The organism is Nocardia sp. NPDC047038, from assembly GCF_040644075.1.
In the GTDB taxonomy this organism is placed as follows: Bacteria; Actinomycetota; Actinomycetes; order Mycobacteriales; family Mycobacteriaceae; genus Nocardia; species Nocardia sichangensis.
Genome location: NZ_JBEYVQ010000002.1, coordinates 989,498 through 1,004,588 on the forward strand (window position 1 = coordinate 989,498; position 15,091 = coordinate 1,004,588).

The window sequence follows — 15,091 nt, forward strand, 5'->3', positions numbered from 1 at the left end:
GGGACGGATACCGGTCGCAAACAGGCCGGGTAGCGCGGGCCCGGCCCGCGATCAGCAGGTGAACTCGCTCAGGGGTGCGTTGCTCAGCAGGCGATGGTCAGCTTGGCGCGGCGCGACGTGGTGGCGGCGCGCACGGCCGCGGCGATCGCGACGACCGGCGGAACCCAGCGGGCCTCGCCGGGCGCGACGCCCCAGCAAGCCGAACCGGCCGAGAGGTGGGTGGGCGGCAGCGGGATGCCCGCGCCGTCGGTGTACACGGTCGCTCCGGCCTCGCGCAGCGCCTCGAGCGCCATCGCCGCCTTGCGGACGCCCGTGACCAGGTGAATCTCGCGACGCTCCGTGCCCGGGATCTCGATAACCGCACCCGACAGGTTGTTCGCCCGCAGGAAGCGGCGGACCTCGCCGGCCAGCTCGCCGGTGACCTCGATGCCGGACAGGTCGTCGTCGGTGATCAGGCTCAGACCGTTGGCCGTTTCGGCGACCGTCCACCCGCGCTGGTTGTAGTCCTGCGCAGCGGCGGTCAGCTCGGCCGCCGTGACGGAAGTCGGAAACGTGGTGCGCACTGTCTTCTCCATTCCCCGGTAGATCTCTGGGTCCTGCATTCATGGGTCGTATCGGCGGGGGACGCCGTGGGCGTTACGGGTTCTCCGAAAGAATTTCCAGAGTGTCGCCTACGTCTCATTTCCGGAAGGTTCGTCCGGGTATCGCCGGGCATCCCGAGGTGGCTCGCCATGCTTGCCACGCAGCTACTTTCGGCCGTGGACCTGGCCACTCGCTGCGCCGGAGCTGTGAGATCGCTGTGGGGTGGGCGTGATGGGTGTTGCGGGTGCGAAAACATACCGGGGGCGTGTGTTTCCGGCTGGATCCCCCCGCCCCGGACAGGGAGGATTCTCGGCATGAGCGTCAGGCTCGAAGGAGGACCCGGCATGAGTGACGAAGCCAACGGACCCGGCGCGCCCGCGGACGCCGACGAGTACGAGGCCGAATCGCGCTGGATCACGTGGAAAGAGTCGGCGGCCGAGCGGTTCTCCAGGTCCGCTCCCGACGAAGAGCAGCCCGCCGAGCCGTTCCGCAGCCCGCGCGCGTTCGCGCAGTGGAGCGCCGCGGCCGCGCGCGCCCTGCTCGACGTGCAGTTCCACCGTCCGGCCACCGGCACTCTCTTGCCGCTGGCCTACATCCTGGGACTGGTGTTCGCCTTCGCCGTGCCCATCACGTTGACGGTATCGGCGTGGCGGGTGTCCGCGGTGCTCGGCGTGCTCGCCGCGGTGCTGGGCGTGCCGCTCGGCCTGACCATCGCCGCCGCCGTGCGCCTGATGCTCGAGTTCCTGGTGAACGCCTCGCGTCTGGCGACCAGGGTGGAGCACATCAGCGAGTTGGCCGACGACCTGTTCCAGGCGTTGTCGGACGTGGCCGAGCCGGTCAACCAGCTGTCCGAAGACGTTCGGGCGGTGCAATTCTGGCGCTTCCGCAAGCGAAACCCGCGCAGGTAGGGACGAAATCGCGTCGTGCGGAAGTAGTTTGACTCGCAGGGGCCACCGGCCTGGCTGGGACACGCGCCGTGACCGCTGCGAGCTTCACTGTGAACAATGCTGTTCGGATACCCGGCATCCACCTCGGGTGTCCGAGGGCGTGCCGCGTCGCAGACCGAGGATGGTTCACGGGCGCGCGGTGCAGGGCGAACAGGGGGGAAGCATGGCTTTACCGCAGGGAACGACCGGATCGACCATGCCGCGGCGGCAGCTCGGCAGGCATTTGCGTGATCTGCGCAACCGGGCCGGGATGACCACGCGGGTGGCCGCGCAGCAGTTGGAGTGGTCGGAGGCGAAGATCTGGCGGATCGAGACCGGGCAGACCTCGCTGCGCGGCCTCGATGTCGAGGCGATGTGCAAGGTCTACGGCGCGCCGCCCGACCTGCTCGAACCGCTGCGCGCGTTGGCGCGCGACACGAAGGCCAAGGGCTGGTGGACCACCTACGGCGACGTGATCGCGGAGGGCTTCGACGTCTATATCGGGCTGGAAGAGGCGGCCACCAGGCTGTCCACCTACGAGAACGAACTCCTACCCGGCCTGCTGCAAACCGAGGGCTACACTCGCGCGCTGTGCACGGCGGCGCACCCGGAGTTGGCCGCGCACGAGATCGACCGCCGGGTGCGCTTGCGCCAGGCCAGGCAGACCCTGGTCACCCGGGCCGACGCGCCGCTGCGGCTGGACGCGCTGATCGATGAGGCGGTGCTGCGGCGGCGCATCGGCGGCCCGGCGGTGACCGCCGAGCAACTCGACCATCTGCTCCGCATGGCGCAGCTGCCGAACGTCCGGATCCGGCTGGTGCCCGCGGATTGCGGCTATCACGACGGCATGGCGTCGGGTCGTTTCGTGCTGTTGGAGTTCGCCGAGGCGGGTTCCGGCGAGCGGCCGGAACCGCCGGTGGTCTACCTGGAGACGTTCACCGGACCCGTCTACGTGGACAAGGAACACGAGATCGCGCGCTTCCGAGCGGCGTTCGCGAGCATCGAGGCGGCGACGATCGACGCGCGTGAGCACATCGAGGACGCACGGAAAGCGCTCTGAGTAAAACGCTTCAGGCCGCGCTGATCAGCACTTCGGCGGCCCCGGCAATTCCCAGGTGTCGCTCAATACCGCCCGGTGGGTGGGCAGGGCCCGGTCGTAGACCTCGCGGCCCTTCTCGGTGAGGCAGACGAACACGGCGCGGCGGTCTTCCGCACACATGGTGCGCTGAACGAGGCCGTCGCGCTCCAGCCGTGCCACGGCCCGCGACAGCGCGCTCTGGCTGAGGTAGATGTCGTTGGCGAGGTCGCTCATCCGGTAGTCGCCACAGTTCGCGTCGATCAGCCGGTCCAGCGTCTCGAATTCGCTGAGCCCGATGTTATGACCGTTCTGGAGCGCTTTCTCGAGCGCACAACTCACCGCCGCGTGCCGGTCGAGCAGCTCGCGCCACTCTCCAACCAGCCCGGCCGGCGCGGGAGCGCGCCGGGCTGTGCTCACGGTGGTCGGCTTCGACATGGCCCCATCTTAGTGGGCACGGCATGTACATGCAACCGCATTAAATGTGTTGGCATTTAATGCGTGCGCATGTAATGTTCCCCGCATGACTTCACCAGCAACGCTCTCGGCCGCTCAGGCGACCGATCCGACCAGATGGTCAGCCCGGCTCTGGGGCATGCTGATCACGCTGTGCATCGTGTTGTTCCTCGACGGTCTCGACGTCTCGATGATCGGCGTCGCGCTGCCGTCCATCGGCACGGAACTCGATCTGTCCACCTCGACCCTGCAATGGCTGGTCAGCGGTTACGTCCTCGGGTACGGCGGTCTGCTGCTGCTCGGCGGCCGCACCGCCGACCTGCTCGGGCGGCGCAAGGTCTTCCTGATCGCGCTCGCCGTCTTCGCGGTCGCCTCGCTGGCAGGCGGTCTGGTCAGCTCCGGTCCGCTGCTGATCCTCACCCGCTTCGTCAAGGGCCTCGCCGCCGCGTTCACCGCACCGACCGGCCTTTCGATCATCACCACCAACTTCGCCGAGGGCCCCGCCCGCAACAAGGCGCTGTCCATCTACACGGTGTTCGGCGCGGGCGGCTACTCCATGGGCCTGCTGTTCGGCGGTCTGATGACGGGCGTCGGCTGGCGCTGGACGTTCCTGCTCCCGGTGCCGATCGCGCTCGCCGCGCTGGCCTCGGCCTACGTGCTGGTGCCCAAGGACAAGCCGGCCGAGGAAGGCGGACACGACCTGTTCGGGGCGCTGCTGTCCACCGCCGCCATGCTGCTGCTGGTCTACACCGTGGTCGCCGCGCCGGAAGCCGGGTGGGCGTCCGCGCGCACCATCGGTTCGTTCGTCGCGGTCGCCGCGCTGTTCGCCGGATTCGTCGCGGTGGAGAAGCGGGTGCGCTACCCGCTGGTGCGCCTCGGGATCCTGCGCAAGTCCTCGCTGGTCCGGGCCAGTCTCGCGATCGTGGCGGTGGCGGGCTCCTACTTCAGCTGGCAGTTCATCGTGACCCTGTACATGCAGGACACTCTCGGTTGGTCTCCGCTGAAGCTGGCCATGGCGCTGCTGCCGGTCGGTCTGCTGGTCGTGCTGTCGGCCTTCTTCTCCGACCGACTCGTCGATCGTTTCGGCACCGGGCCGGTGATCGCGGTGACCATGACCGTGATGGCCGTCGGTTACCTGCTGTTCCTGCGGTTGGACACCGCACCCTCCTACCTGACCATGCTGCTGCCCGCGGTGCTGCTCATCGGCATCGGGTGGGTCGGCTTCCCCGCCATCAACATCCAGGCCACCAACGGCATCGATGACGAGGAGCAGGGTCTCGCCGCCGGCGTGCTGCAGACGTCCATGCAGGTCGGCGCGGCCATCGTGCTCGCGGTGACCACGGCGATCATCGCCTCCGGCGCACACGCCGACATCTCGGCCGCCGGGATGCTCGACACCTACCGTCCCGGTCTGGAGTTCGCCGCGGGCGTGTCCATCGTCGGCGCGCTGGTCGCCCTGCTGGCCTTCGTGCCGCGATTCCGCGGCCGGGAGCAGGCGGCGGACGAGGTGAAGGAACTGGAACTCGTCGCCTGACTGCCGTGCCGCCGAGCGCTGTCACCCGGATCGGGTGGCGGCGCTCGGCGCTATGCGGCCTCGCTGAGCCCGGACTTCCGGACTGCCTTCGCGCCGCTCGGCTCGGCGCGGACCGCGTCTGCTGCGCGTCTCACCACGCTCGGCTCGGCGCGGGCGATATCCTCATGCGGCTCATGAGAACGGCGGGGCCGCGGTGTCTTTCGCGGAGCGGACGAAAGTGAGTTCCCGGCCGTCGCGCCCCACCCGCGGCCACTCGATGCCGAGCGTGGGATCGAACGCGTCGATATCGTGGTCGAACTCCGGCTGATACTCCAGGGAGCACAGATACGTGACCGTCGAGCCGTCCTCCAGCGAGAGGATCGCGTGGCCGAGCCCTTCGGACAGGAACACCGAGCGCCGGTCGACGTCGTCGAGCAGCACGCTGTCCCAGCGGCCATAGGTCGGCGAGCCGGGGCGCAGGTCGACGACCACGTCGAGGAAGGCGCCGCGCACGCAGGTCACGTACTTGGCCTGTCCGGGCGGGTCCTCGGTGTAGTGGATCCCGCGCAGCACCCCCGCGGCCGACACCGAGCAGTTGACCTGTCGCAGGTCGAACGGCCGCCCGGTCACCTTCTCGAACTCCGAGGCTTTGAACCCCTCGAGGAACATGCCGCGACTGTCGCCGTGCTGGCGCGGCGTGATCACCCACGCGCCCGGCACCGCGAGTTCCCGGAACTCCATGCTCACCAGTCCCGTCCGCGTTCGAGCAGATCGAGCAGGTAGCGGCCGTAGCCGGAGCGGACCAGCGGCTCGGCCAGCGCGCACAACCGCTCGTCATCGATGAAGCCCATTCGCCAGGCCACCTCCTCGGGGACGCCGATCTTGAGGCCCTGCCGTTCCTCGATGGTGCGTACGTAATTGGCGGCGTCGAGCAGGGAATCGAAGGTACCCGTGTCCAGCCAGGCGGTACCGCGGGCGAGCACGTCCACGCTCAGACGATCCTGTTCCAGGTAGGCGCGATTGATGTCGGTGATCTCGTACTCGCCACGGGCGGACGGACGCAGCGACCGGGCGATCTCCACCACGTCGTTGTCGTAGAAGTACAGCCCTGGAATGGCGTAGTTCGACCGCGGCGTCTTGGGCTTCTCCTCGATGGACACCGCGCGTCCCTCGGTGAACTCCACCACGCCGTAGGCGGTCGGGTCGGACACCCAGTAGGCGAACACCGCGCCGCCGTCGATTCCGTGGAAGCGATTGAGGCTGGTGCCGAGGCCGGGGCCGTGAAAGATGTTGTCGCCGAGCACCAGTGCGGCGCAATCGCCGCCGATGTGGTCGGCGCCGAGGACGAAGGCCCTGGCCAGGCCGTCCGGCTCCGGCTGGACCACGTAGCTCAGGGACAGCCCGAACTGCGTGCCGTCGCCCAGCAGCCGCCGGAACGCCGCCGCGTCCTCGGGCGTGGTGATCACCAAGATGTCCCTGATCCCCGCGAGCATCAGCGTGGAAAGGGGGTAGTAGACCATGGGTTTGTCGTAGACCGGGACCAGCTGCTTGCTCACCCCGCGCGTGATCGGGTGCAACCGGGAGCCGGTGCCGCCCGCCAGAATGATTCCGCGCATGCCTTGGAGTCTGCCAGTTTCGCGGCTCCGGGATTCGGTGAGGTTCCGAGTAGTCCTCGATTCGGTTACGGGCGTTCCGCGGCGGCGGGCTTCGAGCGATTCTGTTGCGTAGGTCACGATGCGCATGGTGTTCTGAAAAGACACTGTGTGAGATGTCAGCGCCGACAGCTCGCCTGGGCACGGTCCGGTCGTGATTCGGCGCGCCAGTTGTGAGGTAGGTGCGCGATGTCGACCAGAGACGGCGAGCCCGGTGCGGTGATGAATCCGAACGGCCCAAGCGCGCAATCGCGTCTGCTGCTGGCCACTTGCATGGGCGTGGTCCGCCCGGTGCTGCGAACCTTCCCGGTGACGAGGACGACCATCCCGGTCGGCGCGGCCACCGTCGACGGGCTGGCGCGGCTGCGTCCCCGACCGCAGGGGATCGATCGAGAGCAGGTGTCGCTGCACGGCATCCGCCTGGAGATCATCCGCCCGGCCGGTGCGTCGCGTGCGTTGCGCCACGGCGCGGTGCTGTACATGCACGGCGGTGGCTTCGCGATCTGCAGTACCCGTAGTCATCGCCCGGTCGCGGCGAGCCTGGCCCGCCGCACCGGCCTGCCCGTGATCAACGTCGAGTACCGCCAGTTGCCCCGGACGCGGATCAGCGATTCGGTGGGGGACTGCCTCGCGGCCTATCGCTGGCTGCTGCGCCATGGCGCGGATCCAGGGCGGATCATCTTCGCGGGTGATTCGGCGGGTGGATACCTCACCTTCGCGACCGCCCTGCTGGCACTGGAGTCGGGGCTGCCCGCACCGGCCGGGTTGGTCGGCTTGAGCGCGCTGCTCGACCTGGACTACGCGGCGAAGCGGGACTACGTGAACGTCGCGCGCGATCCGTATATCCCGCTGTCGGCGCTGGAAGCGGTGGTGCGCATCGGCGCGGAGGTCGACGGGACGCTGGATCCGAGCCTGTCGCCGGTCAACGCGGTGCTGTCCGCGCTTCCGCCCGTGCTGCTGGTCGCGGCCGAGGACGAGGTGCTGCGCTTCGACTCCGAACTGATGGCGCAGCGGCTCACCGCGGCGGGCGTGCCGAACGCCTTGGAGTTGTGGCGCGGCCAGGTCCACGCCTTCATGAGCATCGCGCCGAATCTGCCGGAGAGCAGGGCGGCGCTGGCGCGGGTCGCGCGGTTCGTGCGGGCCAGGATCGAAGGGGACCAGCGGGCTCGGACGGCGTAACCGGTCGGGCCCTGCCCAGGCGAGCCCCGCCCCGCATCAGACGGGACGGGGCTCGCGTCTGTGCGGGGGTGGTGCGCTGCTCCGGGCGAAATTATTTCCGAATCGAAGTTATCTCTCCTTGATAGCCGAGGTCACGACGTCGCAATCTTGGCGCTTCACTTTTTGTTCAGGATTAGTTAACTTTCGTTCGCGGCGGCAATGAATGAAGCCCCGTCCGCGTGGACAGCGCGGAGGGGGCTTCGATTCGTTTTCAGTTGTCCGTACGGTCGCGGATTACTTCGGGGCGACGAACGGCTGGTTGATGGTGGTGAAGTACTGGATCGCAGCACCGATGGCGACCGGGGCGGTGATCAGCAGCTGGCCCGCGAGGGTGCCCAGCGCGCCGACGGCGATGATGCCGCCGAGGCAGCCGATGGCCGCGGCCGGGATGAACGCGCCGAACAGGCCGACGATGGCCGCCGAGGCGACGGTCGCGCCGGCGATGCCGCCGAGGACGCAGCCGACGGCGCCGCCGCCGATGCCGCCGACCAGGGTGCCGATGGTGGCGCCGGTCGAGATGGTGTCCTTCATGCGGTTGAAGGCGGCCTGCTCACGGTCGTACTCGGACTTCCAGGGCGCCTTGTCCTCGAACGGCAGGGCGACGGGCTTGTAGGTCGCGTGCGCCATGTCGAACTGGGGGGTCAGGGTGGCGGTGTGGTCCGCGATCTCGGCAGCGATCGGGAACTCGAAGTCATCCACCCGGAAGGTCATCGGCATGCCGGTCAGCACGTTGCCGTTGGCCGCCTTGACCTTGAAAACGCCATCCTCGACGACCATGGAACCGGCATCGGTCGTGATGATGGACTGGGTGTCGGTCGCGTGAGCGGTGAAGTTCACCGCGTCATCGGCCTCGGCGGCCGGAGCCGCGTTCACGGTGCCGGCGGTGACGCCGAGGGCGGCGATCAGCAGTGCCGACGTCGCGGCGAATTTCCTCATCAGCATTTTGTTTGGAACCTCGATTGAAGCGTTCGGAGGGGACTAGACGAGCAAAATCTAGACCAGCTAACGCGTGGTGAACCCCTTGTGACTGTTTATTCAAATTTTGTTCACCATCGAGACCCATGGCTTGGTGGGGTCGCGGAAATAGGGGCGCTGACCGGGCTTTTCCGTGCAATATCAATCTGAGGGTTCCAATCGATGGGAAGTCAATGAGACGAATGTCACAGATCGAAAACCTGGGAGTTCGGTTTGGCCGCACCGGGTTTCGAGTCCGTCGCCGGTGTGGCGGGCTCCCACGTACAGTCATGGGGTGCGATTGCTCGTCACCGGTGGCGCCGGATTCATCGGCGCGAACTTCGTCCAGCAGACCGTGTCCGCCCACCCGGATACGGCCGTCACCGTCCTCGACGCCCTGACCTATGCCGGGAACCGAGCCTCGCTCGACCCGGTGGCCGATCGTATCGAGTTCGTGCACGGCGACATCGCCGATCTCGACCTGGTCGACGAACTGGTCAGCGGCATGGACGCGGTGGTGCACTTCGCCGCGGAGTCGCACAACGACAACTCCCTCGCCGAGCCGTGGCCGTTCGTGCAGACCAATATCGTCGGCACCTATTCCCTCCTGCAGGCCGTGCGCAGGCACGACGTGCGCTACCACCACGTGTCGACCGACGAGGTCTACGGCGACCTCGCCCCGGACGATCCGGCCTTCACCGAGACCACCCCCTACAACCCGTCCAGCCCGTACTCGGCCACCAAGGCCTCGAGCGATCTGCTGGTGCGCGCGTGGACCCGCTCGTTCGGCGTACGCGCCACGATCTCCAACTGCAGTAACAATTACGGGCCCTACCAGCACGTGGAGAAATTCATCCCGCGTCAGATCACCAATCTGATCGATGGGGTCCGTCCCCGGCTCTACGGGGCGGGACACCAGGTACGCGACTGGATCCATGTCGACGACCACAACCGCGCCGTGTGGGAGATCCTGCGCCGGGGCCGGATCGGGCAGACCTACCTGATCGGCGCCGACGGCGAACTCGACAACAAGTCCGTGGTGCAGATGATCCTCGCGGAGTTCGGCCGCGACCCCGACGATTTCGACCACGTGTCCGACCGGCCCGGCCACGACCAGCGCTACGCGATCGACGCGACGTTGCTGCGTTCCGAACTCGATTGGCGCCCCCGTTACGCGGACTTCCGCGCCGGACTGGCCGCGACGATTCAGTGGTACCGGGACAACGAGAACTGGTGGCGCCCGTACAAGGCCGCCACCGAGCACGCCTACCTCGCAGCGGGCGAGCGGACTCTCAGCGCGGCGGGCGACTGAAAGGCGCCCCGGGAGATACCCGAGACGCCGCGCCGCTCAGCCCCAGACGATGGTGTAGTACTTCGCCGCCGCCGCGATCAGCGCCACGCTCGTCGCCACCAGCACGGTGACGGCCGGGCCCACCGTCGGGGTCTTCCCCGCGGAGTCCGTGAGCCGCAGCGGCATCCAGCGCAGCAGCACCGCGAGCGTCACGATCGCCAGCGGCACGAAATAGCGGCCCTGCACGCCGTCGATGATGTAGTAGCCGACCGGCGTGAACGACATGTACAGCGTCACGTAGATCATCGCGACGCTCGCGGCCATGGTGAGCGCGACGATCAGGGTGCGGCGGAAGGCCGGGACGGTCATCCGTTCCGCGATGCCGATGCTCACCGCGAACGCGAGCAGGCAGGCCAGCATGGCGATGGCGGGCACGTCGACGTAGGCGAATCCGAGTTCGCCGAAGAACTGGCTGAACCAGCGCTGGTCGCGCAGGGCGATGCTCTCGCCGAACACGTGCACGAACTCCGGTGGATCGCGCAGGATGCCGCTGAGCTGGTCGCCGGGACGCACCGAGTGCCACTGGTGCGGCGGCCGCATCAGGCCCATGCCGTCGCCGGTCGGCGCCGCGATCTTCATCCACACCGCGAACGCGAGCGCGCCCGCCGCGGCGAACACCCACGGAATCCCGCGCCGCCACCCGCTGAATCCGAATCGGTCGGCGGGCACCAGGGCGACCAGCAGCGCGAGCAACACATAGGTGGGCTTGCTCACCGGCAGCAGGATCGTCGCGGCCAGCAGCGCGCCGATCTCCACCCGGCCCAGTCGCATGCCGAGGAACATGGCCTTCACCAGCAGCGCGGAGACCAAGATGGCCAGCGCGTTGGTCATGGTGTCGGCGGTCACCGTGCCCGCCTGGAACACCGCGATCGGCAGCACGGCGACGGTGAACGCCAGCCACTGCACCCGGTGCGCGCGCAAGGCGTACAGGCCGAACCCGACCACAGCGAGATAGGCCACCAGTCCGGCGAACCGGGTGAGCAGGAGCAGGCCACCCACGTTCAGCCCGAAGAGTTCGCCGAGGCGGATGCCGATCGCGGCCGGAATGTAGGGGATCGGCGAGTAAGCCGCGGTATTGGTGAACCACACCGGTTCGGTGGCGTCCGAGACCGCGGCGCCGGTCAGTTGGTCGTAGCGGGCCGGGTCGGCCACCATGGGATCCGGCTCGTCCGGGTTGGTGGAGTAGTCCCGCAGCGCGTAGCCCATCAGCTCGGTGATGCTGGACGGGACGTCGCCGCCGTAGGCGATGCCGCGATCGTCGTGGATCCGCTGCGGCAGGAACCCGCCGTGCGCGACCTGGTAGGCGCGACCGAACTGGGTGATCTCGTCATGACCCCAGAACGGCGGGGTGAGAACGGTGAACAGCGCACCGAAGATCGTCGCCAGCAGGGTGAAGGCGATCGTCGCCGCGCCCAGGCGCGTCACCACTCGCTCCGCGAGACCTTTCGCCGACCGGTCCGTGCCGGTGGTCGCCGCCTCGGCGTCCACAGCCGGTAGCGGGGCGGTGTCGGTTGCGGGTAGCGGCGCGGTGTCCGAACGCTCGCCCAGATTCTCCTCCGGCGTCGCGGCCCGATCCGCCGAGGTCGTCAACGCCCGGCTCCGCCGTTGCCCGCGCTGCGCGGGTCCTCCGCGCCCACCGCGGTGTAGCGCAGGTAGACCAGGCGCGCGGCCTCGTGGCGGGAGCGCCGGATGCCGTCGAGGATCAGTCCCGCGGTCCAGGCGAGGCTGCCGAGCAGCAGCAGCGTGAAGGCGAGGAACAGCGTCGGGAACCGCGGCACCGTGTGGGTGTTGTAGAACTCGACGACGATCGGAATGGTCAGGACGATCGAGACCAGCCAGCTCAGCGTGCCGAACAGGCCGTAGAACGCGACCGGCCGCTCGTGCCGGGCCAGCCCGATGATCAGGGCGAGGATCTTGAATCCGTCGTGATAGGTGCGCAGCTTGCTCTCGCTGCCCGCCGGGCGATCACGGAAGCCGACCGGCACCGCCGTCCGCGGCACCCGCAGGTGCAGGGAATGCACCGTGAGCTCGGTCTCGATCTCGAACTCCCGAGACACCGCCGGAAAGCTCTTCACGAACCGGCGGGAGAACACCCGGAAACCGGAGAGCATGTCCTCGACGTTCTCGCCGAACACCTTCCCGACCACGCCGTTGAGCACCTTGTTACCGGTCTCGTGGCCCGCGCGGTAGGCCGAGGCGCCCTCGTCCTGCTTGCGCACGCCGAGCACATGGTCGTAGGGGCCGTCGAGCAACGTCTTGATCATCAGCGGCGCGGCGGACGCCTCATAGGTGTCGTCGCCGTCGACCATCAAGTACACGTCCGCCTCGATGTCGGCGAAGGCGCGGCGCACCACGTTGCCCTTGCCCTTGGTGTGCTCGTGGCGCACGATCGCTCCGGCCTCGCGTGCGCGCTCGGCGGTTTTGTCCGTGCTCAGATTGTCGTAGACGTAGACGACGATTCCCGGCACGGCGGCCTGCAGATCGGCCACGACCTTGGCGATCGAGGCCTCTTCGTTGTGACACGGAACCACGGCGGCAATACGGAGCTCGGTGGAGTCCACCCGGGTCAATCCTCGCGATCGGTGGTGAATGTGGGAACACGGGGAGGGTACAGGGAACTCACAGTTTGCGCGTGGCCGACCTCACCGTGTGCGGAGGCGGAATTTCCCCGCGCGGGCGCTTCGGCGCTCCTGCGGTACCGTCGGGCCGTGCCATCCAGTGAGTCCACCGCACCCGCGGACGAGCCAGTGACGCAGGAGACCGAAGCGATCGTTCGCAAGGTGCTCACCGCGCTGCGCAGAGGCGGGGCTTTCCTGGTGGTCGGCGCGATCGGGTTCCTGGTGGACGCGGGCACGTACAACCTCCTGGTCTTCTGGGGTGGCGAGGGCGTGCTCTATCACTACCCACTGCCGGCAAAGATCATCGCGATCGCGGTGGCCACGGTGGTGACCTATTTCGGCAACAAGTGGTGGACCTTCGCGCACAAGCGGACCGACAATCCCGGTCGCGAATACCTCTTGTACGCGGTGTTCAACGTCGTCGCGATCGGCCTGCAACTGGGCTGTCTCGGCTTCTCCCGCTACGTGCTCGACCTGTCCAGCCCGCTGTCGGACAACATCTCCGGTACGTTGATCGGGCAGATCGTGGCCGTGGTGTTCCGGTACTGGGCCTATGACAAGTTCGTCTTCACCGGAGCGCGAGCGGGTACCGGCAGCGCCACCGACAACGAATCGGCGAACGTTTAGCAATGCTTCGAGCACACGTCGGCGTGGCCGTACGGCGGGCAGCCGCACAGGGCGGTTGATATCCTCACCCCCGCCGTGAAGGCATCGAGGGGCGTGTCTGTCCCGTCCGGCACAATGAGAATTTCGAGGATTTCATGGATCAGTCGGCTATCGAGGCCGTTACCGAAACAAACGATCGCTCGACGGCCGCTGAGGCGCCTGCCGCGCTGCGCGCCGACCATCGGGCGCCGGACCGGCTCGTGCTCCAGCGCGGTATCTTCGCCGGTCCGTCGGCGAAGGTGAGCGACGAGCTGTACGCCGTCGTGAAAGGTGGCGCGCACCGGGAACGCCAGACCCTGCGTTTGGACAAGGGCGCGACCGCGCACACCAACACCTATTTCGGCCGGTTCGCCGCGAGCTACTGGCAGCGCTGGACCACGGTCACCGATGTGCGGGTCACCATGGTGCTCGACGTCGCCGCCAAGGCGAACATCCGTCTGGTGGCCTCCGACATCGCCGGTCACCGCAGGATCATCGATACCCAGCGGGTCGACGCGAGCGGTTCGGTCACCCTGACCGCCCCGCTGGACCAGTACGTCGACGGCGGCGCGCTGTGGCTGGAGTTCGACGCCATCGGCGGCGCGCTCGGCATCGCGGAGTTGAGCTGGACCGCCGTCGCGCCGGAACGCGTCCGTCCGGTCGCCATCGCGATCTGCACCTTCAACCGTGCCGAGGACTGCGCCGAGACGGTCGCGGCGCTGTCCTCCGACCCGACCGTGCTCGCCGCGATCGACGCGGTGTACGTCGTCGACCAGGGCACCGATCTGGTCGAGAACCGGCCGCGTTACCAGGAGGTCGCACCGGTCCTCGGTGAGAAGCTGCGCTACCTGCGTCAGCCGAACCTGGGCGGCGCGGGCGGCTTCACCCGGGGGCTGTATGAGGTGTCCGCGGTCAACGAGCACGCCGACGTCATCCTGATGGACGACGACATCCTGTGCGAACCGGAGACGGTGCTGCGCCTGAACGCGTTCGCCAACCTGACGGTCGAACCGACCCTGGTCGGCGCGCAGATGCTGTTCCTGCTCAACCCCGACTACCTCAACGTCGGCGCCGAGGAAGTGCATCTGAACCGGCTGCGGCACGGCCAGAAGGTGCCCAAGGCGCTGCGCAACACCAGCATGTTGAAGAAGAACCAGGAGCGCCGCGTGGACGCGGGCTACAACGCCTGGTGGACCTGCCTCATCCCGGCCGAGGTGGTCGCGAAGATCGGCCTGCCGATCCCGATCTTCTTCCAGTGGGACGACGTGGAGTACGGCATCCGGGCGCGCGAGCACGGTTTCGTCACCGTCACGCTCCCCAACGCCGCGGTCTGGCACGCGGACTTCTACTGGAAGGACTACGACGACTGGGCGCGCTACTTCAGCACCCGCAACTCGCTGATCGTCGGCTCGCTGCACACCGAGCTGGACGGTAAGGACATCTCGGGCCGGCTGTTCCGGGAGATGTCCGAGCAGCTGGTCGCGATGCAGTACGGCCTGGTGCACACCACCCTGCAGGGCATCGAGGACTTCTTGAAGGGCCCGAAGGTATTGCGGGACGGCGGTATCGAGGCGCTGGCCGCCGCGCGGACCAGCCGGGCCGACTACGCCGAGACGATCAAGCATCCGGCCTCGACGCCGCCGGTCCGTTCCGCGGACATCCAGTTGCGCCGTGCCGGTGGGGAACCCAGTCGCGCGAAGCTGGTGCTGATCAAGCGCGCGATCAATCAGTGGCTGGGCCGCACCCAGCACGGCATCATCGGCGTCACCAGGGAAGACGCCTACTGGTGGCATGTCTCGCTGTTCGACCACGTGGTGGTCACCGACGCCTCGCAGTCCGGTGTCCGGGTGCGTCGGCGCGACAAGGCCCGCGCGCTGCGGCTGCTGCGTCGGATGGTGCGTGTGCTGCGTCGCCTGCGCCGTGAGCTGCCCGCGGTCCAGGCGCAGTACCGCGCGGCCATGCCGGAATTGACCAGCCGCGAGAATTGGGAGCGGTTGTACGGGATCGAAGGTCAGCGCGACCGCTGAGTTCGTTGGTACATCGGGGACGGGCTGACCAGCCCGTCCCCCATTGCAGCCGCGAACGCTGCTGCCGCGGCAGC

General features: G+C 68.0%; 14 protein-coding genes. 7 read left to right on the forward strand and 7 right to left on the reverse strand.

Features of this window, described 5'->3' with window-relative positions; translation table 11 throughout:
- Positions 1-83: 83 nt before the first annotated feature.
- Positions 84-602: a hypothetical protein gene (locus ABZ824_RS12600; RefSeq protein WP_355073094.1), complete on the reverse strand. Its 519-nt coding sequence runs from the start codon at positions 600-602 to the stop codon at positions 84-86.
- A 324-nt stretch (positions 603-926) separates the two neighbouring features.
- On the opposite strand from ABZ824_RS12600, the gene ABZ824_RS12605 reads away from it, so the two are divergent.
- Together ABZ824_RS12605 and ABZ824_RS12610 are read left to right on the forward strand one after the other, a co-directional pair.
- Complete coding sequence (locus ABZ824_RS12605; RefSeq protein ID WP_355073092.1) at positions 927-1,490, forward strand: DUF4282 domain-containing protein; 564 nt, start codon at positions 927-929, stop codon at positions 1,488-1,490.
- Positions 1,491-1,692: 202 nt separating this feature from the next.
- Positions 1,693-2,568, forward strand: coding sequence for a helix-turn-helix transcriptional regulator (locus tag ABZ824_RS12610; protein WP_356963354.1), 876 nt, complete (start codon positions 1,693-1,695; stop codon positions 2,566-2,568).
- 24 nt (positions 2,569-2,592) lie between these two features.
- Here the strand turns inward: ABZ824_RS12610 and ABZ824_RS12615 are convergent, their stop codons facing one another.
- Positions 2,593-3,021: a MarR family transcriptional regulator gene (locus ABZ824_RS12615; protein WP_356963355.1), complete on the reverse strand. Its 429-nt coding sequence runs from the start codon at positions 3,019-3,021 to the stop codon at positions 2,593-2,595.
- Between the two features lie 85 nt (positions 3,022-3,106).
- Between ABZ824_RS12615 and ABZ824_RS12620 the strand changes: the two genes are divergently transcribed.
- The gene (locus tag ABZ824_RS12620; RefSeq protein WP_356963356.1) at positions 3,107-4,573 is read left to right on the forward strand and encodes an MFS transporter; all 1,467 of its coding nucleotides are present in this window, start codon (positions 3,107-3,109) and stop codon (positions 4,571-4,573) included.
- 171 nt (positions 4,574-4,744) lie between these two features.
- Here the strand turns inward: ABZ824_RS12620 and rfbC are convergent, their stop codons facing one another.
- Both rfbC and rfbA read right to left on the reverse strand, forming a co-directional pair.
- A complete protein-coding gene (gene rfbC, locus ABZ824_RS12625; protein WP_355073734.1) occupies positions 4,745-5,293 on the reverse strand; it encodes a dTDP-4-dehydrorhamnose 3,5-epimerase in 549 nt (182 codons plus the stop codon).
- A 2-nt stretch (positions 5,294-5,295) separates the two neighbouring features.
- A complete protein-coding gene (gene rfbA / locus ABZ824_RS12630) occupies positions 5,296-6,168 on the reverse strand; it encodes a glucose-1-phosphate thymidylyltransferase RfbA (protein WP_355073084.1) in 873 nt (290 codons plus the stop codon).
- Positions 6,169-6,393: 225 nt separating this feature from the next.
- Between rfbA and ABZ824_RS12635 the strand changes: the two genes are divergently transcribed.
- Positions 6,394-7,383 carry an alpha/beta hydrolase gene (locus ABZ824_RS12635; RefSeq protein WP_355073082.1) on the forward strand — a complete coding sequence of 330 codons (990 nt, stop codon included), beginning with the start codon at positions 6,394-6,396 and terminating at the stop codon, positions 7,381-7,383.
- Positions 7,384-7,656: 273 nt separating this feature from the next.
- On the opposite strand, the gene ABZ824_RS12640 is transcribed toward ABZ824_RS12635, so the two are convergent.
- Positions 7,657-8,364: a hypothetical protein gene (locus tag ABZ824_RS12640; protein WP_355073080.1), complete on the reverse strand. Its 708-nt coding sequence runs from the start codon at positions 8,362-8,364 to the stop codon at positions 7,657-7,659.
- A 307-nt stretch (positions 8,365-8,671) separates the two neighbouring features.
- Here ABZ824_RS12640 and rfbB point away from each other — a divergent pair, with 307 nt between their 5' ends.
- Positions 8,672-9,688, forward strand: coding sequence for a dTDP-glucose 4,6-dehydratase (rfbB, locus tag ABZ824_RS12645; RefSeq protein WP_356963357.1), 1,017 nt, complete (start codon positions 8,672-8,674; stop codon positions 9,686-9,688).
- Positions 9,689-9,724: 36 nt separating this feature from the next.
- On the opposite strand, the gene ABZ824_RS12650 is transcribed toward rfbB, so the two are convergent.
- Positions 9,725-11,317, reverse strand: a complete 1,593-nt coding sequence (locus ABZ824_RS12650) for a DUF2142 domain-containing protein (RefSeq protein ID WP_356963358.1) — start codon at positions 11,315-11,317, stop codon at positions 9,725-9,727.
- Positions 11,314-12,288, reverse strand: a complete 975-nt coding sequence (locus tag ABZ824_RS12655; RefSeq protein ID WP_356963359.1) for a glycosyltransferase — start codon at positions 12,286-12,288, stop codon at positions 11,314-11,316. Before ABZ824_RS12655 ends, ABZ824_RS12650 begins: the two co-directional genes overlap by 4 nt.
- Before the next feature lie 147 nt (positions 12,289-12,435).
- Here ABZ824_RS12655 and ABZ824_RS12660 point away from each other — a divergent pair, with 147 nt between their 5' ends.
- Positions 12,436-12,972 carry a GtrA family protein gene (locus tag ABZ824_RS12660; protein WP_355073072.1) on the forward strand — a complete coding sequence of 179 codons (537 nt, stop codon included), beginning with the start codon at positions 12,436-12,438 and terminating at the stop codon, positions 12,970-12,972.
- A 134-nt stretch (positions 12,973-13,106) separates the two neighbouring features.
- A complete protein-coding gene (locus tag ABZ824_RS12665; protein ID WP_356963360.1) occupies positions 13,107-15,017 on the forward strand; it encodes a glycosyltransferase in 1,911 nt (636 codons plus the stop codon).
- Positions 15,018-15,091 lie beyond the last annotated feature (74 nt).

Coding starts and splice junctions, on each gene's coding strand:
- ABZ824_RS12600 (WP_355073094.1), bottom strand. CDS start 602: ATGCAGGACCCAGAGATCTACCGGGGAATGGAGAAGACAGTGCGCACC.
- ABZ824_RS12605 (WP_355073092.1), top strand. CDS start 927: ATGAGTGACGAAGCCAACGGACCCGGCGCGCCCGCGGACGCCGACGAG.
- ABZ824_RS12610 (WP_356963354.1), top strand. CDS start 1,693: ATGGCTTTACCGCAGGGAACGACCGGATCGACCATGCCGCGGCGGCAG.
- ABZ824_RS12615 (WP_356963355.1), bottom strand. CDS start 3,021: ATGTCGAAGCCGACCACCGTGAGCACAGCCCGGCGCGCTCCCGCGCCG.
- ABZ824_RS12620 (WP_356963356.1), top strand. CDS start 3,107: ATGACTTCACCAGCAACGCTCTCGGCCGCTCAGGCGACCGATCCGACC.
- rfbC (WP_355073734.1), bottom strand. CDS start 5,293: ATGGAGTTCCGGGAACTCGCGGTGCCGGGCGCGTGGGTGATCACGCCG.
- rfbA (WP_355073084.1), bottom strand. CDS start 6,168: ATGCGCGGAATCATTCTGGCGGGCGGCACCGGCTCCCGGTTGCACCCG.
- ABZ824_RS12635 (WP_355073082.1), top strand. CDS start 6,394: ATGTCGACCAGAGACGGCGAGCCCGGTGCGGTGATGAATCCGAACGGC.
- ABZ824_RS12640 (WP_355073080.1), bottom strand. CDS start 8,364: ATGCTGATGAGGAAATTCGCCGCGACGTCGGCACTGCTGATCGCCGCC.
- ABZ824_RS12665 (WP_356963360.1), top strand. CDS start 13,107: ATGGATCAGTCGGCTATCGAGGCCGTTACCGAAACAAACGATCGCTCG.